The sequence below is a fragment of the Actinophytocola sp. genome (genome assembly GCF_036402745.1).
Taxonomy (GTDB): Bacteria; Actinomycetota; Actinomycetes; order Mycobacteriales; family Pseudonocardiaceae; genus Actinophytocola.
On sequence record NZ_DASWSJ010000424.1, the window covers coordinates 1 to 25,481 of the forward strand.

A 25,481-nucleotide genomic window follows, 5' to 3' on the forward strand; every position below is an offset into this window, starting at 1 on the left:
CACCATTCGCCGGGACGCAACGCACACTTTGAATCCCGGGGAGGCGGACTAGTCAGCCGCGGAGCACGAAGTCCGCCGGCCCCACCGACGGGGTCACGACCAGCAGCTGCTTCTCCGCGTTGACCGTGGCGGCGTCGGCGACCTTCGCGATCACCGTGAAGTTGCCGATCGACGCCCGGGGCAGGATCAGCAGCCCGCCGCGGAACGTGCCGTTCGGCGCCACGGTGACCGGGCCGGTCTGCACCGCGCCGAGAACGCTCACCACGATCCGGTGGCCCGGCGCGAACCCGGTGCCGGTCACCGTGATCACCCGGCCCGGCTGGCTGACCGCGGGGGACAGCTCGATCGCCGGCTTGGTCCCGCTGCCGCGCAGGCCGATGATGTGCGGCGTGCCCGCCGCGTCGTCCTTGAACTGCAGCACACCGGTCACGGCCTTGGTCTCCTGCGGCGAGAACGCCACCGCCACCGTGCACGTCCCGCCGGCCGGAACCGGTGCCGTGCAGGTGTTCGCGGCCACCGTGAAGTGCGCCCGCGCCGCCGGCGGCTCCACCGACACCGCACCGACCTTCAGCGGCGACTCACCGCGGTTGAGCACCGTCACCGTCGACTGTGGACCGGTCGAGAGCGGCAGCCGCTCCCCGAAGTCCACCGGGTCCGGCCCGGCCGCGAACCGCGCGGGACCGTTGGGGTCCGGCGGGTTGGGCGGCCGCTCGATGCCGGTGCCGTGCAGGTCCACGGTGAACTCGCGCTCGTTCGGGTCGAACACGTGCAGCACGGCGCTGCGCTCACCCTTCGCCGTCGGCGCGAACTCCACCGACACCAGGCAGCTCCCGCCCTGCTGCAGCACGACCCCGTCGCCGACACACGTGGTGGCGCCGAGCACGAAGGAACTCGCGTCGTCCCCGGTGATCTGCACCGAGGCGACGGCCAGCGGCCCGATGCCGACATGGTCGAACCGCACGGTCTGCGCGAACGTCTCGTCGATGATGACGTCCCCGAACTCGAGCGGGTGGGGGTCCGCCTTCAGCTCGGGCCGGAACGTCCGCACGAACACGTCGGTCGCCTGGTTGTCGTCCGGCTGGTTCGGCACCAGGTTCGTCGCGTCGGAGGCGAACGCGACCACCAACCCGTTGCGGGACAACGAGGGTGCCGGAACGTCGTAGTACGGCGTGCTGTCGCCATTGCCGGCACACGACCCGTTGTCCCCGCACTCACCGGTCCCGGCCGAGGCCAGCGTGCCCGGCAGCCTGGACTGCTCGGCCCGCAGCCGCTCCCGGTCCGTCACGAGGTCGCGCACGATGACCTGGCAGGTCGTCTTGACGTCCCGGGACGCCTCGTGCGGCGGGATGCCGGCGAGGTTGAGCATCGGCTTCGCGGCGTAGGTCCCGGTCTCCACCCGCAGGCAGCTGCCGGTCGTGGCCCCGTCGACGCCGTCGCCGGTGTTGAGGCTGTCGGTGACGAAGGCGACGAACCGCCCGTCGGCGGACAGCGTCGGGGAGATGCCGTTGACGAGCGTGCCGTCGTTGTCCCGGGACACGATCACCGAGTCGACCGGCTTCGCGGCCGCGTCCAGCCGGACCACGTAGACGTTCGGCTGCCGGGTCATGGCGATGACGTTCGTCGCCTCCGCGGCGAACGCGATCTCCGAGCCGTCCGCGGAGATGGCTGGTCGCCCGGCAGAGGTGTAGTGGTCGCTGAGGGGCGACAGGTCCACGTCGACGTCGACCCGGACGGTGTTGCGGGTGCCCACCTCGTTGCGCACCACCGGGTAGATGTACTGCGTCCCCTCGGTGTTCGGGTCCGGCACGGAGTAGAGGCCGGCGAACACGACGAACCGGCCGTCGCTGGAGATGTCCGGCTCGTCCTGCGACACCAGCTGGGTCGGCTCGGGCAGCGTGCCGTCGACGGCCTCCATCACGGCCGGCTCGATGATCGGTCCGCCCGGCGTGGCGGTCAGCGCCGCGGTCTTGACCCTGGGGTAGGTGAACCGGCCGCTGGGCACCTGGTCCACCCACACGATGCGGCTCGCGTCGTCGGAGATCTTCGGCGCGGACACGCGGTCGATGCGGGTCGGGAACTCCACGCCCGTCTTCACCGGCTTGGTGACCTTGAGGTAGGTGTAGTCGCGCTGGCCGTTGTCCTTGTTCTCGTCGAACTGGCCGTCCCCGTCGGGGTCGCGGTCGCAGATGATGATGTCGGGCGTGTTGTCGGCGTCGGCCACGAGGACGTTGGCCGCCTCGGTCACGAACGCGACGTACCGCCCGTCCGCGGAGATCGTGGGCTGGTAGCTGTCCCCGTCGGGCGCGGTCTCGCCGTAGCGGATCTCCCCGGTGGGCTGGGCCGCCCGTGCGGTCAGGTCCAGCAGCCGGTTCGCGCCGTACCTCGGCGTGTCCGGGGGAGGGTCGAGCGGCGGTGGCGGCGGAGGCGGGGCCGGGCGGGTGAACTGGCCGCGGCTGATCATCACCGTCCGCCCGCGCGCCAGGTCCCGCACGTAGACGTTCCCGTAGGTGATGTCACCGTCCCAGTTCCGCAGGTTGTCCAGCTGGGCGCGGCTCGTGAACGCGACCGCGGTGCCGTCCGCCGACAGCTCCTGCTGGTAGCCGCGGCCGCCGCTCTTCGGGCCGTTCTGCTCGTCGGAGACGCTCGCGCGCACCGTCGCGCCGGGGGCGGTCGCCGCTTTCGCGGACGGGCCACCGGCCGTCGAGAGCAGTACGATCGTGGAAACACCGAGCAGCGACACCGCGACTGTCGCGGCGAGGGTTCGGTTGACGCGGAATGACTTGGGCACGGCACGACCTCCAGGCGCGGTTCACCGCGGCTGAACCTATGGCGGATCGCGCCGGACCGGCCCCGCCCGGCGGGTGGCATAGTGGACGCCCGGGGGCGCCCCATCGGGCAGCTCTGCCCGCCCCGGCACGCACCCGTTCGCAGCCTGTAGTTGTGGCGCGGAGTTCCCACACTTCCTTGGCATGGGAGCCACCACGTCGATGGCGAGCAGGCAGCTGTCCGTAACCCCGGGTGAGTCGATCGAGGCCAACGTCCTGGTACGGAACAACGGAACGCTCGTCGACCAGTTCAGTTTGGACATTGTCGGGGACGCACGGGAATGGGTCGAGGTAGTCCCGCGCGTCATGAACCTGATGCCGGGACAGGACGGCGAGGCCACCGTCCGGTTCGCGCCACCACGCAACTCCTCCGTGCTCGCCGGCCCGGTGCCGTTCGGCGTCCGGGTGCTGTCGCGGGAGGAGCCTGGCGCGTCGTCGGTCGAGGAAGGCGAGATCGAGGTCGCGCCGTTCACCGACCTGCAGGTCGAGCTGACCCCGAAGTCGTCGAAGTGCCGCAGCAAGGCACAGCACGAGGTCGTGGTCGACAACTCCGGCAACTACCCCATCGGGGTGGACGTCATCACCGAGGACCCGGAGGAGCAGCTCAGGCTCACCCTGGACCACAGCTCGCTGATGGTGCAGCCGGGCACGTCGGCGTTCCTCAAGCTGCGGGCCAAGCCGCACGACCGGTTCCTGCGCGGCAACGAGCGCCGCCACCCGTTCGTGGTCACGGCCGTGTCCGGGGACCTGCCACCGATCACCACCAACGGCACGGTCGTGCAGCAGCAGATGCTGCCGAAGTGGCTGCTGCCCGCGGCCGCCGCGCTGGTCGCGGTCGCCGTCGCGCTCACCGTGCTGTGGTTCACGCTGGTCAAGCCGACCGTGCAGACCGCGGCGCGCGAGGCCGGCAAGACCGCCGCCGAGCAGGTGCAGGCCAAGATGCAGGACCAGGTCGACCTCGCCGACCGCAAGGCCGTCGCCGCGCAGGAGCAGGCCGCGGCCGCGCAGAAGCAGGCGGCCGCGGCGGCCACCGCCGCGGGCACCAACGGCGGCAACGGTGCCGGCGGCGCGCGGGGCGCCACCACCACCCAGGACGGGGTGAACATCGCGTCCGGGTCCGCTGTGGACTTCCGGATCACCACCGGCGCCGCCGCCGACCCGAACCCGGACGCGTTCGAGAACTTCGCCGTGCCCACCGGCGCGATCCCGGCCAACAAGACGCTCGTGATCACCGACATCATCATGCAGAACCCCCAGGGCGACGCCGGCCGGCTGCGCATCCTGCGCGGCAAGGAGGTGTTGCTCGAGGTGGGCCTGGCCAACTTCCGCGACCTGGACTACCACTTCCTGGAGCCGTGGACGTTCGGCCCCGGCAAGCCGCTGAAGGTCCAGGTCAGCTGCCAGGCACCGGGCGCCCCCGCACCCGCGAACGGCGACTGCACCCCGGCGGTGTCCTTCTCCGGCCGCCTGTCCGGCCCGGCCACCAACTGATCCCGTTCCCCTACAAGGAAGAGGGCGGACCCCGGCGCGCGGGGCCCGCCCTCTTCCTCATTACTCGTCGACGACAACGAAAAGGGCCGACCTCCCCGGGCCGGCCCTCTTGGTCTGGTCTGTCAGATGAGACCTTCGCGCAGGGCGTAGGCCACCGCGTGCGACCGGTTGCGCAGCTGGAACCGGTTGGTCACGTCGTGCAGGATGCTCTTCACGGTCCGCTGCGAGTAGCAGAGCTTGTCCGCGATCTCCTTTGTGGACAGTCCGGACGCGACCAGGCGCAGCACCTCGGTCTCCCGGTTGGTGATGCCGGCCAGGTGCAGCCCGCGCGGCTCGAGCACGTGCCGCTGCAGCCGGGACACCCGGTTCAGCAGCCGGCCCAGCAGGTCCGGCGGCAGCGCACCCTCCCCGGCCGACGCGGCCTTGATGAGCCGGACCAGCACGTCCGGCGTGGCGTCCGCCCGCCGCGCGACGGCACAGACGCCGCCCTCGACCGCGGTCAGGATCTCGGTGTCCTCCAGCTCCCCCGCGATCAGCACGACACGCGCGAAGCCCCGCACCTGCAGCGTCCGCAGCAGCTGGCCGGCCCGCTCGTCGAACCGGTCGGTCACGACCAGCGCGACCGCCTCCGGTGCCGCGTTGTCCTCGTCGACCAGCCAGACCTCCTGCCGCGTGCGCAGCGCCATCTGGACGCCGCTCTGCAGGATCGGATCGGTCGCCCGGACGTGGACCGGAATTCTGCTCTGCTCCAACATTCGTTCTTCCCGCTCTCACTAGCACGCCCCCGACCCGACGCCCAGCACGTCGAAGCCCGCGCGGAGTGAACAGTGCCCGAACGGGCGTCCCGAGCACATGGGACCGGTGTCCCGGCTTTGCCCGGACGGGCAAGCCAGCGGGCAGGACAGGACTGTGTCGGATTGTTCGCTCGCTCCTGCGCTACTCGCCGTCTTCCCTCCTCTCGTGCTCGGCGCTGACGCGCCTGCGCGCGCTCGTCAGTCCAGACGGCGAACGCTTCGGCGCTCCCGCTCACGCGTCCAGACGGCGAACGCTCCTGTGTTGAATGGTTCGCTCCGCTCCTCCGCTACTCGCCGTCTTCCTCCGTGCGATGCTCGGCGCTGGCGCGCCTGCGCTTCTCCTACGTCCAGACGGCGAACGCTCCGTCGCTCCCGCTCACGGTCCAGACGGCGAACGCTCCGGCGCTCTCGCTCACGCGCTTACTGGTCGCCGAGGCCGGCCTTGCGGGCTCGGACTATCGCCTGGGCTCGGTCGGCGACGTGCAGCTTCGTGAAGATGCTGGACACGTGGTTGCGCACGGTCTTCGGGCTCAGCGACAGCCGGCGCGCGATCGTGGAGTTGCTCTCGCCGTCCGCGATCAGGGCCAGCACCTCGCGCTCGCGGGAGGTCAGCTCGGGGAACACCGGGTCCGAAGTGGCCGGTCCGGTGTTGAAGAAGCCGATCACCCGGTTGGCGATGTCCGGCCCGAAGATCGCCTCGCCGCGGCCGACCGCGTGCACCGCGCGGACGATCTCCTCCTGGCCCGAGCCCTTCAGCAGGTACCCGCGCGCCCCGGCCCGCATCGCGGCGAAGACCGACTCCGTGTCGTCGAACATCGTCAGCACGACGATCCCGGTGTCCCGCCGCTCGTTGACGATCTGCCGGGTGGCCTCGATGCCGTCGATGTCCGGCAGGTGCAGGTCCATCACCACGACGTCCGGCTCGAACGCGCGCGCGGCGCTCACCGCGTCCCGGCCGTTGGCGGCCTCGCCGACGACCTCGATCGTCGGCTCGGCGGCGAGCACGGTGCACAACCCGAAGCGGAACAGCGGATGGTCGTCGACGACCAGCACGCGAAGCCTCGCGTTCATCAGCTGCCCTCCTTCGGCAACGGAAGCGTAGCGAAGACCCGGGTCCCACCATCATGATCGGCTTCGACCAGGCACTCGCCGCCGAGCTCGGTCGCGCGCTCGCGCATCGAGGACAGCCCGACGCCGCCGTTCGTGACCGCCGGCAGCCCGATCCCGTCGTCGACCACCTCGATGTGCAGGTCGTCGTCGACCCACAGGCGGACCGCGCACGAGTTGGCCTCGGCGTGCCGGGTGACGTTGGTGAGCGCCTCGCAGATGATCCGGTACGCGGCCACATCCACCGGCGGCGGCAGCTTCGGCATGCTCGACGGGACCTCGAGGACGATCGTCACACCGTCCACTTCGGCCCCGGCGGTGCGGCTGGCGAGCGCGCCCGCGTACTCGCGGATCGCCGGGATGAGCCCGATCCGGTCGAGCACCGGCGGCCGCAGCCCGTGCGCCATCCGCCGGATCTCGATGATCGCCGCCTGCAGCTCGTCCCGCAGCCGGCCGAGCAGCTCGCCGGTCGGGGTGGTCTCGCCGACCGTGCGCCGGCTGACGTCCAGCCCGAGCGCGACCGCGGCGAGCGTCGGGCCCACGCCGTCGTGCAGCTCGTGGAGGATCCGGCGGCGCTCCATCTCGCGGGCGCGGACGAGCCGGTCGCGGCTGCGGCGCAGGTCCCGGGTGAGGCGCGTGGTGTACACGGCCGCGCCGGCGTGCCGGGCCACCTCGGCGAGCGCGATGCGGTCCGGCCGGGTCAGCTCGCGCTGCGAGCGCTTGCCGATGACGAGGTTGCCCACCCGCTCGCCGTGGAAGGTCAGCGGCATCCGGTGCGAGTCGCCGACGAGCGTGCCGACGCTGGCCGCGGTCTCGCTGCGGCCGCGGGCCTGGATCTCGATGGCGATGTAGGGCAGCCGCAGCGCCGCGGCGACGGTCTCGACGATCTCCGGCAGCATCGTCGACGCCGTCGGCGTGTTCTCCAGCCGCGACGCGAGCGCGGACACCACCCGGTAGGGGTCGTCGCGCTCGCCGTAGAGCCGCTTGTTGATCAGGGTCTGCAGCTTGAGCCGGAACGGTTGCACCAGGACGGCGATGGTGGCCGCGACCGCGGCCTGCTGCCAGATCTCGTCGATCGGCGGGAAGACCAGGGACAGCGCGCTGACGAGGGCGACGTAGAGGCCGATCGCGCCGGCGGACAGGGTGCCGTAGACGAGCGAGCGGCTGACCGCGACCTCGATGTTGAGCGCCCGGTAGCGCAGCACGGCCGCGGCCATCGCGATGGGCACGGCGGCGAACGGCAGCGCCTGGTACTCGTACGGCACGACCGGCCGGCCGGCGACGATCACCGGGACGACCCAGACCGCGAAGTACGCGCCGGTGCTGGCGATCAGCGAGGCGATGAGCCACAGCAGCGGCCGGCGGGTGCGCTCGTCGTTCTGCCGCAGGTACTTGCGGATGAGCAGGAAGACGATGAGCGCGGGGTAGACGAAGAGGTTCACCAGAACCGGCGTGACGACCGCGTACATCCGCTCGAGCGGCTGGTCGAACGCCACGAACGCGACGGCCCAGGCGATGCCGTAGAGCCCGAGCGTGCCCAGGTACGCCCCGGCGACGACGGCCCGGTGCTTGGCGCGGGAGCGGGTGACCGCCGGGAACGCGAGCGCGAAGTGCAGCACCGCGCCCCACAGCAGGGCGAACGCGAGCTGGCCGGCGTACCAGCGCCAGAACTGGTTCCCGGCGACGAGGTCCAGCGCCGCCAACGGGAAGAACCCGGCCCCGACGGTGGCCACGATCCCTATGGAGGAGGTCATCAGCGCCGCGCGGGCGGCCGGGTCCCGCGGCCGCGCCCAGAGCACGGTGACCGAGGTGGCGAGCAGCAGCGCGACGACGAGCAGCATCGGCCACCAGGCGGCGAGGCTGTCGAGGACGGGGTAGTGCCGCAGCGCTACCTCGAGCGTCTGGCGCCGGCCGTCCCGGATGACGTCGTACTGGATGGTCTCGCCGATGTGGACCGGCTCGCCCCCCGGCAGCTGCGCGGCCCGCTCGTTGAGGTCCACCCCGCCGATGGCGACGATCTCGTCGCCGAGCCGGAAAGGCGTCCCGGGCTCGCGGTCGGAGACGATGATCCGCCCGATGGAGACGGCACTGTTCGCGGGGCTGACCGTGGTGCCGTCGGTGGGCGCCTTCGCGCGGGACCAGACACACCAGGCGGCCACCCCGAGCAGTACAAGGGTGAGCAGTAGGAGCGAGGCGGGTACACGCCGCGCGCCCGCCGGGCCGAACACCCAAGGATCATCCCGCAGCGGGGGCCTTTCGGACAGCTCTGTTTCCGATAGCTGCCCGATCGGACGGCCGGTCGGGGCGTTTCACCCGGATCGGCGGACGAGTTGGCCACTTCCCCAGGCCGCCGCCGGTGCCGCCGTCCAGTTGAGACATCCGCCGCCTGGTTGGCCGTGGGCCGTGCGACTCGGTTGTGCACCTCGGCCGGTTGGGGCCGGTGGGTGTGGCGATGGCGCGCCGGCCGGGCGGGCTCTGGTGGCGGTCGCTGCTGGAGCGCTGGCAGGAGCCGGCCCGGCCGCGGTGCCGGCTCGACGCGAGCGCGCGCGGAGGGCCGATCGCCTTTCCAGAATGGCCGGCGGGAACCGGGTGCGAAGCGTCGCCGGCCGGCGGGGTTGGTGCCGCCGGCCGGCGGGTGGCTCAGTGGTTCTTGTCGCCTTCGGCCAGTTCGGGGGCCGGGGGAGCCGCCGGGAGGTTCGACAGACCGGAGGTTCCTGGCGCGGGCGCCGGCTCGTGCCGGGTGGTCGGTGGTTCCGGTGCTGGGGCGGGCGCCGCCTCGGTGGGCGGTTCGGGCGATGCCACCGTCGGTGCCTCTGCCGGTGCCTCTGCCGGTGCCTCTGCCAGCGTCGGCGCTTCCGCGGCGGGTGGCGCGGGCGGTGCGGCGGGGACCTCGGGCTGAGCGGCCTCGGCGGGAGCGGCCGGCGCGGCGGGAGCGGCTGGCGCGGCCGGCGCGGCGGGAGCCGCGGGCGCCTGCGGGAGTGCGGTCTCGGCCGGCGGCGGGATCTCCGTCGGGGCGTCCGAAGGCACCTTCGTGCGTTGGGTGATGTCCGCGTCCGGAGTGGACTCGTCGTCCAGGCGGGAGGAAAGCGCCGCCGGCCCGGCGGCGGCGTGGGCGGCCGCGGCCTGCGCGCCGATCGTCGGTGCGGGCGGGGGAGCGACCGTCGGCGCGTCGGATGCGACGGGTGCCGGCGGCGGCGCGACCGCGGCGTGCTGGCCGGTCGACACAGCCGGATGCTGCCCGGTGGACACCGCCTGGTGCTGCCCGGTCGAGGTCCCCACCGGACGCTGACCCGGCTGACCGGAGCCCGGGCCGTACGGCATCGGGAAGCCCATCCGTGGCGTGTTCGGCTCCACCCGGACCGCCGCCGACCGCCGCCCGACGTGCACCAGCACCGCCGCCACCGCGGCCAGCACCACGCCACCCACCGGCAGCCACAACCCGAACGACGTGGCGAACTCGATGCTCTCGCCCGGCTGCAGCGGCTCCTTGTTCCACACGCCCAGGTTCTGCAGCGTCGACAGCCCCTCCAGCAACACCGCCCCGCCGAGCAGACCCACGCCCAGCGTCAGCACCGACCGGCTCGCCGTCGCCAGCCGCCCGGAGCCGCCCGCCATGAACACCAGCACCGCGCCCAGCAACAGGACCGCGGCCGCGAGAACCGGGACCAGCCCGGTGATCGAGTCCTGGTTCGACAGCGGGACCCCGGGGTGGCCCTTCAGCCCCCACCACGTGACGTCGTAACCGAGGTCCGGGCTCGAGTCGCCGCGGTGGGTGTTGCTGACCGAATGGATCACGCCGAAGACGCCGCCGATCGTCAGGCCCGCGGCGGCCACGGCGCACACCCCGGCCAGCACGCCGGTGAGGCTCCCACGTCGAGGAGCGGGCCGCGGCGGCACGGGACCGGGCAGGCGCATGGGGTGCGGCGGTGGGAACGGGGGGCGCGCAGGCGGCTGAGTCACGGCACGCATGATGCCAGTGACCACCGACACAGGTGCCCGGAAGGGCCCAACTCACTGCCCCCGCGGGCGGTCGACCCCGCCCGCAGGCCGTCCTGCGTGCCGCTGTCCAAGCCGGCCGCCACCTGAGGTACTCACTGCATGGGCAACGAGGTCATCGTGGCGGGTGCGGCGATCATCCGTGACTACCGGCTCTTCGTCGCGCGCCGCTCGCGGCCGGCGTCGGTGTCGGGCTACTGGGAGCTGCCTGGGGACCAGCTCCACACCGACGAGGACGAGCGTTCCGCGCTGGACCGCCAGTTCACCACCGAGTTCAGCGTGAACCTCCACTGCGTCGACCGGATCCTCAGCGATCGCGCCATCCTCTCCTGGCGCGACGCGGAGGACATCAACGCCGACGCCACCCTGCGGATCTGGCGCTGCCAGTTCCCCAGCGAGGCCACCTTCGACATGGGCATCGGCGACCCGCGACCCAACATGTACGACTACGACGAGTCGCACTGGGTCGACATCGACGAGCTCGACTCCATCGGCCCCTGGCGGGACGCGGACCGGCTCGCCGCCGGCGAGATCGCCGACTACTACCGCAGTGACGAAGCGTGGCAGGTTGCCGACTGAGCGAAAGCCGTTGCGAGAGCAAACGTCACGTTCCGCGCTCGCGCCCCTCTTAATGCGTAGTGACGGTTGGCCCGAGCGAGGGCCGGGCCAACCGTCATAACCAGACCGCTCAGCGGTACCCGGTCAGCACCAGGGCCTTCCAGTCCGCCAGCAGCGAGGTCCGCCGGGCCGCGTCGCCGCCGATCATCGCGTCGAGCGCCAGGCCGCGGAACAGGTTCACGGTCAGCAGCAACAACGTCTGCAGCCGCTGCTCGTCCACCGACGGGCCGGCGATCTGCCGGTAGAACCGCAGCGTCTGGTGGCCGAGCTCGCGGTCCACGGGCAGCAGGCTTCGCCGCAGCTCCTCGTCGGTCCGCGCGGCCACCCACAGCTCCACCGCGGCCGTCGACAGCGTCCCCGAGTACGCCCGCCACAGCAGGTCGATGCCCTCGTCCAGCCGCTCCGGCCCCGGCGGGAGCTGCGAGGTCGCGGTCACGATCTCCTCGCCGAGCCTGGCGAACAGGTGCTCGAGCGCGCTGGTCATCAGCTCGGCCTTGGTCGTGAAGTGGTGCTGCTGCGCACCGCGGGACAGCCCCGCCCGCTGGCAGATCTCGTGCACCGTGGTCCGCGCGTAGCCGAGCTCGACCAGGCAGGACACCGTCGCGTCGAGCAGCAGCTCCCTGGTCCGCTCGCTGCGCTCCTGCTGGGTGCGGTGCTGCCGCGTGGCCGGAGTCGCCATCAGGCCCTCCCTAGCTTTACGTGCAGACCTGCACGCAGGTACATTCGGCCCAGACTTTACATGCCATCCGGATTGTTTTTGGAGCCCTCATGCCGCTGACCCAGCGCTCGTCCTGGCTCGACAAGGATCTCGACAGCTTCCGCGAGCTGGCGCACGCGTTCTGCCAGAAGGAGCTCGCGCCGAACCACGAGCGGTGGTCGCAGGCCAAGCAGGTCGACCGGGAGCTGTGGCGCAAGGCCGGGGAGGTCGGCCTGCTGTGCCTGTCCATCCCCGAGGAGTACGGCGGGGGCGGCGGCACGTTCGCGCACGAGGCGATCCTCCTGGAGGAGGAGGCGAAGGCCGGCGACGACGCGTGGGGCAACGCCGTGCACAGCGGCATCGTCGCCCACTACGTCAACTCGTGCGGCACCGAGGAGCAGAAGCACCGCTGGCTGCCCAGGCTCGCGTCGGGCGAGCTGGTCGGCGCCATCGCGATGACCGAGCCGGGCACTGGGTCGGACCTGCAGAACGTGAAGACGAAGGCGATCCGGGACGGCGACCACTACGTCCTCAACGGCGCGAAGACGTTCATCACCAACGGCGCGCAGGCCGAGCTGATCATCGTGGTGGCGAAGACGAACCCCGAGGAGACCGCGAAGGGCGTGTCGCTCGTCGTGCTCGAGACCGAGGGGGCGGACGGCTTCCGGCGCGGCCGGATCCTCGACAAGGTCGGCATGAAGGGTCAGGACACGGCGGAGCTGTTCTTCGACGACGTCCGGGTGCCGGTCGAGAACCTGCTCGGCGGGGAGGAGGGCCTCGGCTTCATCCAGCTGATGCAGCAGCTGCCCCAGGAGCGGCTGATCATCGCCGTGTCCGCGGTGGCCGCGATGGAGGCGGCGGTCGAGCAGACCATCGCCTACACCAAGGAGCGCACCGCGTTCGGCCGGGAGATCTTCAAGTTCCAAAACACCAAGTTCACCCTCGCCGAGTGCGCCACCGAGGTCGCGGTGTGCAAGGCGTTCCTCGACCAGTGCGTCGAGCGCCACCTGAAGGGCGAGCTGGACGTCACCGGCGCGGCGATGGTCAAGTGGTGGACGACCGACCGGCTGTCCCGGGTGGCCGACGAGTGCCTGCAGCTGTTCGGTGGCTACGGCTACATGACCGAGTACCCGATCTCGCGCGCCTGGACCTCCGCGCGGGTCCAGCGCATCTTCGGTGGTACGAACGAGATCATGAAGGAGATCATCTCCCGCACGCTCTGACTGCCACCTCATCCAAGGAGACCGCATGGCTGGGCCGCTCAACGGGCTCAAGGTCGTCGAGCTGGCCGGGCTCGCGCCCGCGCCGTTCGCGACCACCGTCCTCGCCGACCTCGGTGCCGACGTGGTGCGCGTCGACCGGGCCAAGCCGGGGTTCGACGTGCTGGCGTTCCCGAACGACCCGCTCTCCCGCGGCCGGCGCTGGATCGGCGTCGACACCAAGTCGCCCGAGGGGCGGGACGTGGTGCTGCGGCTCGTCGACGACGCCGACGTGCTCGTCGAGGGGTTCCGGCCGGGTGTCACCGAGCGGCTCGGCATCGGCCCGGACGTGTGCCTCGAGCGCAACCCGCGGCTGATCTACGGCCGCGTCACCGGCTGGGGCCAGGACGGCCCGATGGCCCAGGCCGCCGGGCACGACATCAACTACATCGGCCTCGCCGGCGCGCTCGAGCCGATCGGGCGCGCGGGGGAGCGGCCGGTGCCGCCGCTGAACCTCCTCGGCGACTTCGGCGGCGGCGGGCTGCTGCTGGCGATGGGCGTGCTCGCGGCGCTGGTCGAGCGGGGCGTGTCCGGCCGCGGCCAGGTGGTCGACGCGTCCATGGTGGACGGTTCGGCACTGCTCACCGCGGGCCTGCACGGGCTGCGCAACCTGGGCATGTGGGGCGCCGGGCGTGGCCGCAACATGCTCGACGGCGGCGCCCCGTTCTACGACACCTACGAGGCCTCCGACGGCAGGTACGTGGCGGTCGGCGCGATCGAGGAACGCTTCTGGGCGGCGCTGCTGAAGGTCATGGAGATCGACCCGGCGGAGGTCTCCGGGCGGCTCGACCCGGCCCAGTGGCCGCAGGTGCGGGAGAAGCTGGCCGCGGTGTTCGCCACGAGGACCCGCGACGAGTGGGCGGAGCTGGCGGCCGGCACCGACGCGTGCCTCACCGCGGTGCTCAGCCCGGAGGAGGCACCCGCGCACCCGCACAACGTCGCCCGCGGCACGTTCGTCGCGCTCGACGGGCACACCCAGCCGGCCCCGGCGCCCAAGTTCGACCGCACGCCGGCGGGCACTCCGGCACCGCCGCACGAGCCGCGCTCGGACACGTCGGCGGTGCTCGCCGTGCTGGGTTACGCGCCCGAGGACATCGAGCGGATGCGGGCCGAGGGGGTCATCGCCTGAGTCCCCCTTGAGTCGTCGTCGACTCAGGGTTGATCTCCGGGAGGTGCCGGAGGTGGGCGGTTTCGGCGCCGCCTAGTCTCTGCGGCATGACCACCAAGATGTCGCCGGCGACGATCTTCGTGAACGAGGGTTCCGGCATCGCCGTCACCGGTGTCCTGGACGCCACGACGGTCGGCGACCTCAACAAGACCGTGCGCGACTTCTTCGCGCTCGGCGACACCCGCGACCTCGACGTGCTCACCCTCGACCTCAGCATGGTCACCATGTGCGACGAGGCGGCGGTGACCGCGGTGCGGCACGCACAGGCCGTGTGCGCCCAGCACGAGCTGGCCCTGCGCGTCGTCCCGAACGAGGCCGTGCGCCGGGCCATGTGCCCGCGCGTGTGACCGGTGACCCGGGCCACCCGGGGGGAACTATCCGGTCCGCCGCTCGTTGGTCCGGATAGGTCGTAAGTTTGTGTGTTCGTGTCTTGCACGCTCGCGGAGAACGTGGTTGCGGGCGTTGCCGCCCGCTGTCCGGGCACTCTGACCTCACCTGATCTGCCGCCGTCCCCGGCGGGCAGGTTTCTTCTCGCCGCGATCGGGCACGCCTTCGGTACCGCAGGTTCGAGCCCCTGGTGGCGGGTAAGAAGACGTCGAGCTACCGGAGGTAGCGATATGACCATGATGCAAGAACGTCCCACGGCGGACGATCCCGGCGGCGGCCCCGAGCCGATGCTGGCCGGGGAGAAGTCCACCACCCAGACCACGCTGGTCAAGGTCTTCGCGATCGTCCCGCTGGTCGCCCTGCTCGCGGCCGTGCCGTTCGCGTGGGGCTGGGGCCTCGGCTGGGTCGACATCGCCCTGGCGGCGTTGTTCTACACGGTCACCTGCCTCGGCGTCACGGTCGGCTTCCACCGGTACTTCACCCACGGCGCGTTCCGGGCCAGGCGCGGCCTGCGGATCGCGCTCGCCGTCACCGGCAGCATGGCCATGCAGGGCCCGGTCGTCGGCTGGGTCGCGGACCACCGGCGCCACCACGCCTACGCCGACCGCGCGGGCGACCCGCACTCCCCGTGGCGGTTCGGCACGTCGGCGGCAGCGCTGGTCAAGGGCTTCTGGTACGCCCACATGGGCTGGCTGTTCAACCGCGAGCAGACCAACGCCAACCGGTTCGCCCCGGACCTGCTCGCCGACCGCGACATCCAACGCGTCGACCGGCTGTTCCCCGTGCTGACCGTGGCCACGCTGCTCGCGCCGGCCGTGCTCGGCGGGCTCATCACGATGTCCTGGTGGGGCGCGCTGACCGCGTTCTTCTGGGCCAGCCTGGTCCGGGTGGCGCTGCTGCACCACGTGACCTGGTCGGTGAACTCGATCTGCCACATGATCGGCGACCGCCCGTTCGAGGCCCGCGATAAGTCCGCGAACTTCTGGCCGCTCGCCATCGCGTCCATGGGCGAGTCCTGGCACAACTCCCACCACGCCGACCCCACCTGCGCCCGCCACGGCGTCCGGCGTGGCCAGCTCGACATCTCCGCCCGGGTGATCTGGGTCTTCGAGAAGCTCGGCTGGGTCTCCAAGGTCCGCTGGCCCAAGCCGGAACGCCTGGCCAGCAAGCTCAAGGCCGCCTGAGCACTCAGCCGAACGCGCCGTGCCGCCCGGCGCCGTCCGCGAAGCGGGTGGCCCCGGTGAGCGCCTCGGCCAGCACCTCGGTGCCGTGGGCGAACTCCACGGCCATCGCCGCCTCCTCGGTGCCGCCCCACTGAGCCAGCGCGGACGCCCGGTCCGAGCGCAGGCAGGCCTGCGGGAACGCCGCCAGCCGCGCGGCCAACTCCTCGGCCGCCGCGCGGGCCTGGCCGGCCGGCACCACCCGGTTCGCCAGGCCGATCGCGAGTGCCTCGTCGGCCTGCACCGGCCGGCCGGTGAGGATCAGGTCCATCGCCCGGCTCTGCCCGATCAGCCGCGGCAGCCGCACCGTCCCGCCGTCGATCAGCGGCACGCCCCAGCGCCTGCAGAACACCCCGAACACGGCCGTCGTGTCCGCCACCCGCAGGTCGCACCACAGCGCCAGCTCGAGCCCGCCGGCCACCGCGTGCCCGCTCACCGCCGCGATGACGGGCTTGCTCAGCGTCAGGCGGGTCGGCCCCATCGGCCCGTCGCCGTCCGCTACCGTCCGGTTCCCTCTATCGGTGCCCACGGCCTTGAGATCGGCCCCCGCGCAGAACGCCGGACCGACACCTGCGAGCACCGCCACGCTCGCCGAGTCGTCCGCGTCGAACGCGCGGAAGGCGTCCGCGAGTGCCGCGGCGGTGACGCCGTCGACGGCGTTGCGGGCCTCCGGACGGTTGAGCAGGACCGTTGTCACCGGCCCGACGCGCTCAACACGGACCGTCTCGGTCATGGCGTGTCTCCTCGATGATCGGGTGAATACGACATAGAGTGCTGGGCGTCGCGCTGTACGCACCGTAAGCTGATAGCCGCCATCGGTGTGAACGTCGCGGCAGACACGGCTGACGCAGGGCACCATGGCGCAGGGGCACAGGCGGCCGGATATGCGACCGGCGGTGGGGTAGCAGGCGGACGGAGTTGCAGTGGACGCGAAAAAGGCCATCACGCTCGTGGCCGTGGCGCTGGTGCTGTTCTATGTGATCACCCAGCCCACCCAGGCAGCCGCTGCGGTGCAGGGCATCCTCGGCTGGCTCCGGAACGGCGCCGAGGCGATCATCACCTTCATGCGGAACCTCTTCGCCTGACCAGACCACTCGACACACGCCGCCAGGGCCCGGAGGCCCGGCGGCGTGTTCGTATGCGTGCCCGCGCACGCCTCCCGGAACGTAACGTTCAGTGCTCGGATCACGAGACACATTGGACCGTACGGGTGGATTCTCGGGTATTCAGCCCTGCTAGCGGGCTTTCGACGAGATCAGGTCTGGCGAACTGTCGGTGTCGGCCCTTACGGTTCCCGCATCGACTTTCGCGGGGCTGTTCCGCAGTTCTCTCGAGGAGGCAGGATGCTCGACGATCCCGGCGTTGATGATCTGGTGCGGCAGTGGACAGAGGACCACTCGAAGGCCGCCGAGTCCGACGAGATCAACCGGATCGCGTCCGAGTGGCTCGCGGACGTGCCGGTGCAACCGACGACCGGGATCCCGGGCCAGCGGGCCCGTGCCGGCAACTCTCCGTGGGCCGCGGTCGAGGCCACGGACCCGCGTTTCTTCGCGGCCATGCGGGAGCGGCTGCCGGAGGTGCCCGCCGAGCTCATCTCCTCCGCCGCCGGCTGGTGGCAGATGGTCGGCGGTCTCGCGGAGGCCAAGGAGTGGTGGGACGCGGGCATCAGCCCGCTCGACCAGCGCGCCCTCGACTACCGCGCGGCCGGCCTGGCGCCGTCCGACCTCGGCCGCCGGCTCGGCCCGCTCACCGTGCTCCAGCACCTGCGCAAGGGCAGCGCGCCCGCGTGGTGCGTCGCGCGCCTGCAGCGGCAGAACGAGCGCCGTTCCGCCTGATGTCGTAACGCCGCGCAGGCGGCGTCGTTGACCTCGTGTGACCGACACCGAGCCAGCGTTGCCGCGCCGAACGCTCGGCATGCTCATCCGGCTCGGTGTCGTTCTTCTCCTCCTCGCGGTGGCCGTGGGTGGCGTGCTGGTGCTGCGGTTCGCGACCTCCCCGGAGGCCGGGCCGCTCCGCCCGGAAAGCCCCGCCGACCAGGTCCCCGTGGCCGACGTCGAGCCAGGGGCCGTCGCTCCGGCGGCGGATCCCGGCGCCGTCGCCGAACCGCAGGCCCGCCCGCGGTCCGGGGCCGACCCGCTCCGCACCTGGGCCGCCCGCCTGTCCGGCCCGACCGGCATCCCGGCCCGCGCGCTGATGGCCTACGGCAACGCCGAGCTCGTCCAGCGCGACACCGACCCCGGCTGCCACCTGTCCTGGGCGACGCTCGCGGGCATCGGCCGCATCGAGTCCGACCACGGCCGGTACGGCGGCGCGGTCCTCCAGGAGGACGGCCGCCCGTCCAAGCCGATCGTCGGCGTCCCGCTGAACGGCACGTCCGGCGTGCGGTCGATCTCCGACACCGACGGCGGCCGGTTCGACGGCGACCCGCACGCCGACCGCGCGGTCGGCCCGATGCAGTTCATCCCGTCGACCTGGCGCCGCTGGGCCGCCGACGCCAACCTCGACGGCGAGGGCGACCCCCAGCAGATCGACGACGCGGCCCTGGCGGCGGCCCGCTACCTGTGCGCGAACGGCCGGGACCTGGCCGTGGCCGCCAGCTGGTGGGCGGCCGTGTTCTCGTACAACAACTCCGTGCCCTACGGCCAGAAGGTGTTCGGCCTGGCCGACGGCTACGCCCGCACCGCGATGTCCCAGGCGTGAGCGTCGCGGTGGTTGTCCCCTCCCGGTCACATCGGCAGGTCCGCCGGGGTCTACTGGATGACACCCGGCGATGGAGGAACGTGACCGATGGATGAGGGCGGGTGGCTGACCGAGCGGTTCGAGGAGCACCGGACCCGGCTGCGGGCGGTGGCCTACCGGATGCTCGGCTCGGTCAGCGAGGCCGATGACGCCGTCCAGGAAGCCTGGCTGCGGCTCAACCGGGCCGACACGAGCGGCGTCGAGAACCTCCCGGCCTGGCTGACCACCGTGGTGGCCCGGGTGTGCCTGAACATGCTGCGCACGCGCGCGTCGCACCGCGAGGAGTCGCTCGACGCGCGCCTGCCGGAGCCGGTCGCCGGCGACGAGGACGGGGCCGACCCCGAGCAGGAGGCGTTGCTGGCCGACTCGGTCGGGCTGGCGCTGCTCGTGGTGCTCGACACGCTGGCGCCGGCCGAGCGGCTGGCCTTCGTGCTGCACGACATGTTCGCCGTGCCGTTCGACGAGATCGCTCCCATGATCGAGCGGTCCCCGGCCGCGGCCAGGCAGCTCGCGAGCCGCGCCCGCCGCCGGGTGCGCGGGGGCACCGTGGTGGCCGAGGCCGACCTGACCCGCCAGCGCCGCGTCGTCGACGCGTTCCTGGCCGCCGCCCGCGGCGGGGACTTCGAGGCGCTGGTGGCAGTGCTCGACCCGGACGTGGTGCTCCGCGCCGACAAGGCGGTCGGCCCCACCCGCGCGCCGATCGTGCTCCGCGGCGTCCGCAACGTGGCCAAGGGCGCGCGCCTCGCGTCGGCACGGACCCCGTACACCCAGCCGGCGCTGATCAACGGCGCGGTCGGCCTCGTGATGGCCCCGCGCGGCCGGCTGTTCCTGGTGCTCAGCTTCACGATCACGGACGACAGGATCACCGAGATCGACGTGATCGCGGAGCCGGATCGCCTCCGCCGGCTGGACCTCGCCGTGCTCGACGGCTGATCGCCGACCACCCGGGCGCCGGCGCCGAACATCCGCTACGATGCGAACATACGTTCGATGAACCGGAGGGGGTCGAGGTGTTCAGGTACGCGGTTGTGGTGCAGCGCGCCGAGAACGGCGGTTTCGGCGCGTGGTGCCCTGACTTGCCCGGATGTGTCGCGGCGGGGGACAGCGAGGCCGGGGCCGTCGCCGAGATGGCCAAGGCCATCGAGGTCCACCTCGAAGGCTTACGTCAGGGCGGGCTCACCATCCCGTACCCCACGGCGATCGCGGCCACCATCGTCACCGACGCGGCCTGAGCACCTCGACCGGATGGCCTGTCCGGCACGGGTGTTAGCGTCGTTGGTGTGAATGGCGGAGTGCTGGCTCGCCGGGCGGGGATCGTCGCTCTGTGTGTGCTGTCACTCGTGGCCTGCGTCGGACTGGCGTGGTGGCAGTGGCAGCGGTTCGAGTCGGCCACCGGCAGCTGGCAGAACCTCGGCTACGTGTTGCAGTGGCCGCTCTTCGGCCTGTTTCCCGGCTTCATGTTCTGGCGGCTGCGCAAGCTGCGGGCCCAGCAACGTGCGGAGGCCGCGCCCAGGTCGGCCCCGGCCTTCGAGTCGGAGCCCCCGCCGCGGCCGCCGCAGCCGACGCGGCAGGATGAGGACGACCCCGAGCTGGCCGCGTACAACCGCTACCTCGCCCAGCTCAACGCCATGGATCAGGAGACCCGATGAGTGAGTCGCCGGTGACCACCGACGAGGAGAACCCGGCCCGGGCCGCCGGCGCGGCCGGCGTGCGCGGGGCGCTCGCGCGCTACCGGGTCATGGCCTACGTCGTCGGCGTCGGGCTGCTCGCGCTGTGCCTGTCGATGATCATGGAGTACGGCTTCGACCAGGACCGGTACACGGCGATCGTCGGCCCGGTGCACGGTTTCCTCTACATCGTCTACCTCGTCGTCACCGTCGACCTCGCGCTCAAGGCCCGCTGGTCGATGAAGGGCACCGTCCTGGTCATGCTCGCGGGTGTCGTCCCGCTGCTGTCGTTCTTCGTCGAGCGCCGGGTGACCGCCAAAGTTCGCGGGGGCATCGCGATCTAAGGCGGCCACCCGAACGATCAGGCGCCGATCCCGGTCAGCGAGCGGACCTCCATCTCCGCCTGCTTTCCCGGGTCGGCCGGTTCCTTGCTCAGCACCGTGCCGAAGTACCCCGCCAGGAACGAGATCGGGATCGACACGATGCCCGGGTTCGTCAGCGGGAAGAGGTGGAAGTCGACGCCGGAGAAGATCGACGTCGGCGCGCCGGACATCACCGGCGAGAAGAACACCAGCAGCAGGCACGAGCCGAGCCCGCCGTACATGCCCCACAGCGTGCCCTGGGTGTTGAACCGCTTCCAGAACAGCGAGTAGAGCAACGTCGACAGGTTGGCCGACGCGGCGAACGCGAACGCGAGCGCCACCAGGAACGCCACGTTCTGCCCGTTCGCCAGGATCCCGCCGATCATCGCGAGCACCCCGACCACCACCGCGGTCAGCCGGGCCACCCGCACCTCCGAGGCCGGCTCGGCCTTGCCGCCGCGGAAGATGTTGGCGTACACGTCGTGCGCGAACGACGCCGACGCCGTGATCGTCAGTCCGGCCACCACGGCCAGGATCGTCGCGAACGCCACCGCCGCCACGATGCCCAGCAGCAGCGTGCCGCCGATCTCGAAGGCCAGCAGCGGCGCCGCCGAGTTCTCCTTACCGGTCGACGCGAGGATCTTGTCGGAGCCGACCAGCGCCGACGCGCCGTACCCGATCACCAGCGTCGCCAGGTAGAACACGGCCATCGAGCCCACCGCCCACACCACCGACCGGCGCGCCTGGATCGCGTTCGGCACCGTGTAGAACCGCATCAGCACGTGCGGCAGGCCGGCCGCGCCCAGGATCAGCGCGAGCGACAGGGAGATGAAGTCGAGCTGGCTGATCGCGGACTTGCCGTACTGCGCGCCCGGCTCGAGCACGGCCTGGCCCTTGGCGTTGTTGGCGGCCGCGTCGTCGAGCAGCGAGGAGACGCTGAAGCCGAACTTGCCGAGCAGGAACACGGTCATCAGCACCACGCACAGCACCAGGATCGACGCCTTGATGATCTGCACCCAGGTGGTGCCCTTCATGCCGCCGACAAGCACGTAGAAGATCATGATCAGGCCGACGACGGTGATCACCAGCGCCTGCCCGCCCTTGCCGTGCACGTTGAGCAGCAGCGCGACCAGGCCACCGGCACCGGCCATCTGCGCGAGCATGTAGAAGAAGGAGATGACGAGCGTGGACGTCGCGGCCGCGGCACGCACCGGGCGCTGGCGCATCCGGTAGGCGAGCACGTCACCCATGGTGAACCGGCCGGTGTTGCGGACGAGCTCGGCCACCAGCAGTAGCGCGACCAGCCAGGCCACGAGGAAGCCGATCGAGTAGAGGAACCCGTCGTAGCCGTGCACCGCGATGGCGCCAGCGATGCCGAGGAACGACGCGGCGGAGAGGTAGTCGCCGGTGATGGCGATGCCGTTCTGCGAGCCGGTGAACGCGCTGCCCGCGGCGTAGTAGTCCGACGTCGAGGTGTTGCGGTGGCTCATCCGGTAGACGACGTACAGCGTGATCGCGGCGAACGCGGCGAACACGGTCATGTTGAGCAGCGGGCTGCCGAGCGACTCGGTCGCGGCGGCCGCGGTGGTGATCGGGTGGCTCATGCGTCCGCAACCCCTGCCTTGGCCCGGATCGCGGCGACCTGCGGGTCGAGCTTGTTCCGCGCGAACCGGACGTAGCCGATGGTGATAGCGATGGTCGAGACGAACTGCAGCAGCCCCAGCACCAGGCCCACGTTGACCGAGCCGATCAGCCGGTGGCTCATGAACCCCCGCGCGTACGCGGCGAGCAGCACGAAGGTCAGGTACCAGAGGAAGAACAGCGCGCTCATCGGAAAGACGAAGCGCCGGAAACGACGCCGCAACGCGGCGAACTCGGGGCTGTTCTGGATGGCCGCGAAGTCCGGTGGGCCGGTCGGCGCGGCGGCCGGGGTCGCGTGCCGGGTGATTCCGCCGAAGCCGCTATCCGGCGGTGCCGGAGACCGCGGGCCAATCGAGGAGTGAACCACCTGAGTCATTTGTTCCTCCGCTGAACATAGGCGGCGTTCGCCTAATTTCACAATGGAGACGGCCGGTGGAGCCTTGGCGGGCGCCATAGTAACCACGAGTCGGGTGAACGCCTAATGCGGACCGATCGGGCGAGGCCGCTCGGGCCGCCGGCAAGGACACCGGAACGGGACTATACGGCGGCTGTCGGGTGTTTCGTCAAACCCTGGGAGTAGTCGGGGTCAACGCTAGCGTGGGAACGTCCCGTCGACATTCACACTTCACGGTGAATTGTGGCGTGACGTTGCGTTGCGAAAGTTGCAGCCCGCAGGTTCATCGTCACCGATCGTGGTCCTCGGGCGGGCGACGGGCCACCCTCATCAGCCCATCGAGGGCAGTCTTAGCAGGTCGGTGAGCGGTTCCGCCGGCCGCCTCGGGCGAACACTTTCCGCAGTTGGGAGGCCCGGCGCAGGTCACGGCGGCCGGCCGGGGCGGCCGCGCCACCCAGTGATCTTGATCGGTCGTGACGCCGTCACGCGGTCGGCGAGAACCATCATTACCCGATCGGGGCATTAAGCCCGCAAGATCCAGACGGAAAGTAGAACGCCCATGATCAAATATGGTGAACCCCGGGCCAGGAGAGCCTTATTTGATCGCTTTCCGGGTCGTCCGCCCAGGTCAGCGTGTCTTTGTCGACGGCCTTTCGGTGTGGGTTGATTGATGTACGATCGTTCCTCAGTTCTCGCCGTCGCGGCGCGTTAGGGGCGCGACGCGGCAGGAGGAAGGAGCGAGTGCTGCGATCGAATTGAGTGCGCCACCCTGCGCCGGCACCGTGCCGCGGTGACACATTTGTCGTCGCCTGCGGTCGTGCCATTCATCGGTGCGCTCGGGTCGAATTCACTATTCCTCATTCTGAAATGAGGCGCTGTCTTGACAGACAACGTGACACGGACTGACGAGCCTGCTTCACGCGCGGCGGCGTTGTGGAGCGTGCTGGCCAACTGGCGGGACTGGAACCTCCCGGTCAAGCTCGCCGCCGTCACCCTGGTGCCGGTCATCTTCGCGATCGTGCTCGGCGCGATGCAGATCGCCGACCAGGTCGACCAGGCGGCCTCCTACCGCCGGGTCGACCGGCTCGTCGTGGTCAACGAGGAGCTCCGCACGCTCGTCGCGGCCCTGCAGAAGGAGCGCACCGCCGGCGTGGTGCTGCTCGCCGCGCGGGCCGCCGACATCGAGCCCGAGCTCGCCGACGAGCAGCGGGCCACCAACAGCGCCCGGGACGGCTTCACCCGGGCCGCGGGCCGGGTGACCCTCGACGAGCAGATCACCCACGCCAGCTACGCCGAGGTGCGGCGCTGGCTGGGCGAGCTGCCCGTCATCCGCAAGCAGGTCACCGGCTCGCTGGTCGACGCGTCCACCGCGCTCGGCCGCTACACCGACGTCGTCGAGGCACTGCTGCGGTTCGACCGGACCCTGTCGGCCGAGGCGATCGACCCGGGGCTGGCCGCGACGTCCTCCGCGCTCTACGAGCTCGAGGTCATCCGCGAGCAGGTCGCCTTCCAGCACGCGCTGGTCGGCGCCGGCATCGTGCGCGGCGGCCTGGTCGGTCCCGACCTCGAGTCGCTGCGCACCTCGGCCGGCCGGCTCGCCGACAGCACCACCGACTTCTACGCGGTCGCCGGCGACGACCGGGCCCGCGAGTACGACGCGAGCGTGAGCGGCACCGGCGTGGCGAGCCGCAACAACGTCGTCAGCGTCGTGCTCGCGACCCGCCCGGGCACCGACATCCCGACCACCGCGCAGGACTGGAACGACGCGTCCACGCTCACCGCGGACCGCATCGGCGACGTCGGCACCGCGCTGGGCCAGCAGCTGCGTGCCCGGTCGGCGGCCCTGCAGAACCAGGCCAGCGACGGCGCCGGGCTCGCCGCGGTGATCCTGCTGGTGGCCCTGGTGGTCGCGATCGGCGTGATGTTCGTGGTGGGCCGGCACCTCCTGAGCTCACTGTCCGCGCTGCGCCGCAGCGCCCTCGAGGTGGCCGAGTACCGGCTGCCGGACGCGGTCGCGCGGATTCGCGACCGCGGCGACGACGCCGGACCGATCGCCGTCGAGCCGGTGCCGGTCACCTCGATGGACGAGGTGGGCCAGGTGGCCCGCGCGTTCGACGCGGTGCAGCGGCAGGCGTTGCGGCTGGCCACCGAGCAGGCCGGCCTGCGGGCGAAGTACTCGAGCGTGTTCGTCAACCTGTCCCGCCGCAGCCAGGGCCTGGTCCAGCGGCAGCTGCAGCTGTTGGAGCGGCTGGAGCGCGACGAGGAGGACGCCGACCAGCTCGCGACGCTCTTCCAGCTCGACCACCTCGCCACCCGCATGCGGCGCAACAACGAGAACCTGATGGTGCTCTCCGGCAGCGACGTCGGCCGGCGCAACCAGCGCCCGGCGAGCCTCGCGGACCTGCTGCGTGCCGCGGTGTCGGAGATCGAGCAGTACCAGCGAGTCGTCATGCTGCCGCCGCCGGCCGTGCAGGTGGTCGGCTACGCGGTCGGCGACCTGGTCCGGCTCACCGCCGAGCTGCTCGACAACGCGTCGGCGTTCTCCGCGCCGGACACCCAGGTCACGATCGCCAGCCACTCCTTCGAGGACGGCTCGGTGTGCATCGCGGTGCTCGACGAGGGCATCGGGATGAGCCAGGCCGAGCTGGACGAGGCCAACGAGAAACTCGCCGACGCGGGCGCGATCGACGTGTCGACGTCGCGCCGGATGGGCCTGTTCGTCATCGGCCGGCTCGCCGGGCGGCACGGCATCGAGGTCCGGCTCAACGGCGGCCACGACGTCACGGGCGTGCGGGCCACCGTCACCGTGCCGGCCGAGCTGGTGTCCGCACCCGCCGCCGAGACACCCACCACGACCACGCCGCCGGTGTCCCGGGCCGGTGCCGCGTCGAGCGGGCTGGTCCCGTTCGCGCCCACCGGGACGTCGGCCAACGGCTCGGCCAACGGGACGGCCAACGGGACGACCGTCAACGGAACGGTCAATGGCACCAACGGGTCCGCGAACGGCGCCACGAACGGCTCGGCGTTCAAGCCGTCACCGCTGCCGCGCCGCCCCCGGCCGACCAACGGCTCGGACATCGCCCGCAGGCTGGGCGGCGACCAGGAGCCGACCCCGA

Annotated in this window: 23 protein-coding genes; 14 read left to right on the forward strand and 9 right to left on the reverse strand. The window is 71.6% G+C overall.

The window, feature by feature from the left end; all coding sequences use genetic code 11:
* Positions 1 to 52: 52 nt before the first annotated feature.
* Complete coding sequence (locus tag VGD70_RS36690; protein WP_331089761.1) at positions 53 to 2,788, reverse strand: choice-of-anchor D domain-containing protein; 2,736 nt, start codon at positions 2,786 to 2,788, stop codon at positions 53 to 55.
* A 181-nt stretch (positions 2,789 to 2,969) separates the two neighbouring features.
* On the opposite strand from VGD70_RS36690, the gene VGD70_RS36695 reads away from it, so the two are divergent.
* Complete coding sequence (locus VGD70_RS36695) at positions 2,970 to 4,316, forward strand: hypothetical protein (RefSeq protein WP_331089763.1); 1,347 nt, start codon at positions 2,970 to 2,972, stop codon at positions 4,314 to 4,316.
* 122 nt (positions 4,317 to 4,438) lie between these two features.
* On the opposite strand, the gene VGD70_RS36700 is transcribed toward VGD70_RS36695, so the two are convergent.
* From VGD70_RS36700 to VGD70_RS36715, 4 genes are all read right to left on the reverse strand, one after another.
* A complete protein-coding gene (locus tag VGD70_RS36700) occupies positions 4,439 to 5,071 on the reverse strand; it encodes a response regulator transcription factor (protein ID WP_331089765.1) in 633 nt (210 codons plus the stop codon).
* A gap of 459 nt (positions 5,072 to 5,530) precedes the next feature.
* On the reverse strand, positions 5,531 to 6,181 hold the full coding sequence (locus VGD70_RS36705) for a response regulator transcription factor (protein WP_331089767.1): 651 nt from the start codon (positions 6,179 to 6,181) through the stop codon (positions 5,531 to 5,533).
* Positions 6,181 to 8,445 carry a histidine kinase gene (locus VGD70_RS36710; protein ID WP_331089769.1) on the reverse strand — a complete coding sequence of 755 codons (2,265 nt, stop codon included), beginning with the start codon at positions 8,443 to 8,445 and terminating at the stop codon, positions 6,181 to 6,183. Before VGD70_RS36710 ends, VGD70_RS36705 begins: the two co-directional genes overlap by 1 nt.
* A 412-nt stretch (positions 8,446 to 8,857) precedes the next feature.
* Positions 8,858 to 10,177 (reverse strand): hypothetical protein, encoded by a 1,320-nt coding sequence (locus VGD70_RS36715; RefSeq protein ID WP_331089771.1) that lies wholly within the window; start codon positions 10,175 to 10,177, stop codon positions 8,858 to 8,860.
* Between the two features lie 138 nt (positions 10,178 to 10,315).
* On the opposite strand from VGD70_RS36715, the gene VGD70_RS36720 reads away from it, so the two are divergent.
* Complete coding sequence (locus tag VGD70_RS36720; RefSeq protein ID WP_331089773.1) at positions 10,316 to 10,792, forward strand: hypothetical protein; 477 nt, start codon at positions 10,316 to 10,318, stop codon at positions 10,790 to 10,792.
* 109 nt (positions 10,793 to 10,901) lie between these two features.
* On the opposite strand, the gene VGD70_RS36725 is transcribed toward VGD70_RS36720, so the two are convergent.
* Entirely contained in the window at positions 10,902 to 11,510 is a 609-nt protein-coding gene (locus VGD70_RS36725) for a TetR/AcrR family transcriptional regulator (protein ID WP_331089775.1), read from the reverse strand.
* Between the two features lie 89 nt (positions 11,511 to 11,599).
* Here VGD70_RS36725 and VGD70_RS36730 point away from each other — a divergent pair, with 89 nt between their 5' ends.
* From VGD70_RS36730 to VGD70_RS36745, 4 genes are all read left to right on the forward strand, one after another.
* A complete protein-coding gene (locus VGD70_RS36730; RefSeq protein ID WP_331089777.1) occupies positions 11,600 to 12,751 on the forward strand; it encodes an acyl-CoA dehydrogenase family protein in 1,152 nt (383 codons plus the stop codon).
* A gap of 25 nt (positions 12,752 to 12,776) precedes the next feature.
* Entirely contained in the window at positions 12,777 to 13,916 is a 1,140-nt protein-coding gene (locus VGD70_RS36735) for a CaiB/BaiF CoA-transferase family protein (protein WP_331089779.1), read from the forward strand.
* An 86-nt stretch (positions 13,917 to 14,002) separates the two neighbouring features.
* Complete coding sequence (locus tag VGD70_RS36740; protein WP_331089781.1) at positions 14,003 to 14,302, forward strand: hypothetical protein; 300 nt, start codon at positions 14,003 to 14,005, stop codon at positions 14,300 to 14,302.
* A 276-nt stretch (positions 14,303 to 14,578) separates the two neighbouring features.
* The gene (locus VGD70_RS36745) at positions 14,579 to 15,526 is read left to right on the forward strand and encodes an acyl-CoA desaturase (protein ID WP_414638142.1); all 948 of its coding nucleotides are present in this window, start codon (positions 14,579 to 14,581) and stop codon (positions 15,524 to 15,526) included.
* A 4-nt stretch (positions 15,527 to 15,530) separates the two neighbouring features.
* Here the strand turns inward: VGD70_RS36745 and VGD70_RS36750 are convergent, their stop codons facing one another.
* Positions 15,531 to 16,295 carry a crotonase/enoyl-CoA hydratase family protein gene (locus tag VGD70_RS36750; protein ID WP_331089784.1) on the reverse strand — a complete coding sequence of 255 codons (765 nt, stop codon included), beginning with the start codon at positions 16,293 to 16,295 and terminating at the stop codon, positions 15,531 to 15,533.
* Between the two features lie 190 nt (positions 16,296 to 16,485).
* On the opposite strand from VGD70_RS36750, the gene VGD70_RS36755 reads away from it, so the two are divergent.
* From VGD70_RS36755 to VGD70_RS36785, 7 genes are all read left to right on the forward strand, one after another.
* Positions 16,486 to 16,647, forward strand: coding sequence for a hypothetical protein (locus VGD70_RS36755; RefSeq protein WP_331089786.1), 162 nt, complete (start codon positions 16,486 to 16,488; stop codon positions 16,645 to 16,647).
* A 258-nt stretch (positions 16,648 to 16,905) separates the two neighbouring features.
* Positions 16,906 to 17,397 carry a helix-turn-helix transcriptional regulator gene (locus VGD70_RS36760; RefSeq protein WP_331089788.1) on the forward strand — a complete coding sequence of 164 codons (492 nt, stop codon included), beginning with the start codon at positions 16,906 to 16,908 and terminating at the stop codon, positions 17,395 to 17,397.
* A 79-nt stretch (positions 17,398 to 17,476) separates the two neighbouring features.
* Positions 17,477 to 18,262 carry a lytic transglycosylase domain-containing protein gene (locus VGD70_RS36765; RefSeq protein WP_331089802.1) on the forward strand — a complete coding sequence of 262 codons (786 nt, stop codon included), beginning with the start codon at positions 17,477 to 17,479 and terminating at the stop codon, positions 18,260 to 18,262.
* Between the two features lie 87 nt (positions 18,263 to 18,349).
* Positions 18,350 to 19,234: a sigma-70 family RNA polymerase sigma factor gene (locus VGD70_RS36770; protein WP_331089790.1), complete on the forward strand. Its 885-nt coding sequence runs from the start codon at positions 18,350 to 18,352 to the stop codon at positions 19,232 to 19,234.
* A gap of 98 nt (positions 19,235 to 19,332) precedes the next feature.
* Positions 19,333 to 19,533 carry a type II toxin-antitoxin system HicB family antitoxin gene (locus VGD70_RS36775; protein ID WP_331089804.1) on the forward strand — a complete coding sequence of 67 codons (201 nt, stop codon included), beginning with the start codon at positions 19,333 to 19,335 and terminating at the stop codon, positions 19,531 to 19,533.
* A 108-nt stretch (positions 19,534 to 19,641) separates the two neighbouring features.
* A complete protein-coding gene (locus VGD70_RS36780; RefSeq protein WP_331089792.1) occupies positions 19,642 to 19,950 on the forward strand; it encodes a hypothetical protein in 309 nt (102 codons plus the stop codon).
* The gene (locus VGD70_RS36785; RefSeq protein WP_331089794.1) at positions 19,947 to 20,312 is read left to right on the forward strand and encodes a DUF3817 domain-containing protein; all 366 of its coding nucleotides are present in this window, start codon (positions 19,947 to 19,949) and stop codon (positions 20,310 to 20,312) included. Before VGD70_RS36780 ends, VGD70_RS36785 begins: the two co-directional genes overlap by 4 nt.
* Before the next feature lie 17 nt (positions 20,313 to 20,329).
* On the opposite strand, the gene VGD70_RS36790 is transcribed toward VGD70_RS36785, so the two are convergent.
* The gene (locus VGD70_RS36790; protein ID WP_331089796.1) at positions 20,330 to 21,934 is read right to left on the reverse strand and encodes a cation acetate symporter; all 1,605 of its coding nucleotides are present in this window, start codon (positions 21,932 to 21,934) and stop codon (positions 20,330 to 20,332) included.
* Positions 21,931 to 22,347, reverse strand: a complete 417-nt coding sequence (locus VGD70_RS36795; RefSeq protein WP_331089798.1) for a DUF485 domain-containing protein — start codon at positions 22,345 to 22,347, stop codon at positions 21,931 to 21,933. Before VGD70_RS36795 ends, VGD70_RS36790 begins: the two co-directional genes overlap by 4 nt.
* 910 nt (positions 22,348 to 23,257) lie before the next feature.
* Here VGD70_RS36795 and VGD70_RS36800 point away from each other — a divergent pair.
* Positions 23,258 to 25,481, forward strand: a 2,224-nt coding sequence (locus VGD70_RS36800; RefSeq protein WP_331089800.1) for a nitrate- and nitrite sensing domain-containing protein, incomplete at its 3' end; no start/stop codon positions are given.

Bases quoted from the DNA above. Each gene is read 5' to 3' on its own strand.
- VGD70_RS36695 (WP_331089763.1), top strand. From the start codon at position 2,970: ATGGGAGCCACCACGTCGATGGCGAGCAGGCAGCTGTCCGTAACCCCG.
- VGD70_RS36700 (WP_331089765.1), bottom strand. From the start codon at position 5,071: ATGTTGGAGCAGAGCAGAATTCCGGTCCACGTCCGGGCGACCGATCCG.
- VGD70_RS36705 (WP_331089767.1), bottom strand. From the start codon at position 6,181: ATGAACGCGAGGCTTCGCGTGCTGGTCGTCGACGACCATCCGCTGTTC.
- VGD70_RS36720 (WP_331089773.1), top strand. From the start codon at position 10,316: ATGGGCAACGAGGTCATCGTGGCGGGTGCGGCGATCATCCGTGACTAC.
- VGD70_RS36725 (WP_331089775.1), bottom strand. From the start codon at position 11,510: ATGGCGACTCCGGCCACGCGGCAGCACCGCACCCAGCAGGAGCGCAGC.
- VGD70_RS36730 (WP_331089777.1), top strand. From the start codon at position 11,600: ATGCCGCTGACCCAGCGCTCGTCCTGGCTCGACAAGGATCTCGACAGC.
- VGD70_RS36735 (WP_331089779.1), top strand. From the start codon at position 12,777: ATGGCTGGGCCGCTCAACGGGCTCAAGGTCGTCGAGCTGGCCGGGCTC.
- VGD70_RS36740 (WP_331089781.1), top strand. From the start codon at position 14,003: ATGACCACCAAGATGTCGCCGGCGACGATCTTCGTGAACGAGGGTTCC.
- VGD70_RS36745 (WP_414638142.1), top strand. From the start codon at position 14,579: ATGATGCAAGAACGTCCCACGGCGGACGATCCCGGCGGCGGCCCCGAG.
- VGD70_RS36750 (WP_331089784.1), bottom strand. From the start codon at position 16,295: ATGACCGAGACGGTCCGTGTTGAGCGCGTCGGGCCGGTGACAACGGTC.
- VGD70_RS36760 (WP_331089788.1), top strand. From the start codon at position 16,906: ATGCTCGACGATCCCGGCGTTGATGATCTGGTGCGGCAGTGGACAGAG.
- VGD70_RS36765 (WP_331089802.1), top strand. From the start codon at position 17,477: ATGCTCATCCGGCTCGGTGTCGTTCTTCTCCTCCTCGCGGTGGCCGTG.
- VGD70_RS36770 (WP_331089790.1), top strand. From the start codon at position 18,350: ATGGATGAGGGCGGGTGGCTGACCGAGCGGTTCGAGGAGCACCGGACC.
- VGD70_RS36785 (WP_331089794.1), top strand. From the start codon at position 19,947: ATGAGTGAGTCGCCGGTGACCACCGACGAGGAGAACCCGGCCCGGGCC.
- VGD70_RS36790 (WP_331089796.1), bottom strand. From the start codon at position 21,934: ATGAGCCACCCGATCACCACCGCGGCCGCCGCGACCGAGTCGCTCGGC.
- VGD70_RS36795 (WP_331089798.1), bottom strand. From the start codon at position 22,347: ATGACTCAGGTGGTTCACTCCTCGATTGGCCCGCGGTCTCCGGCACCG.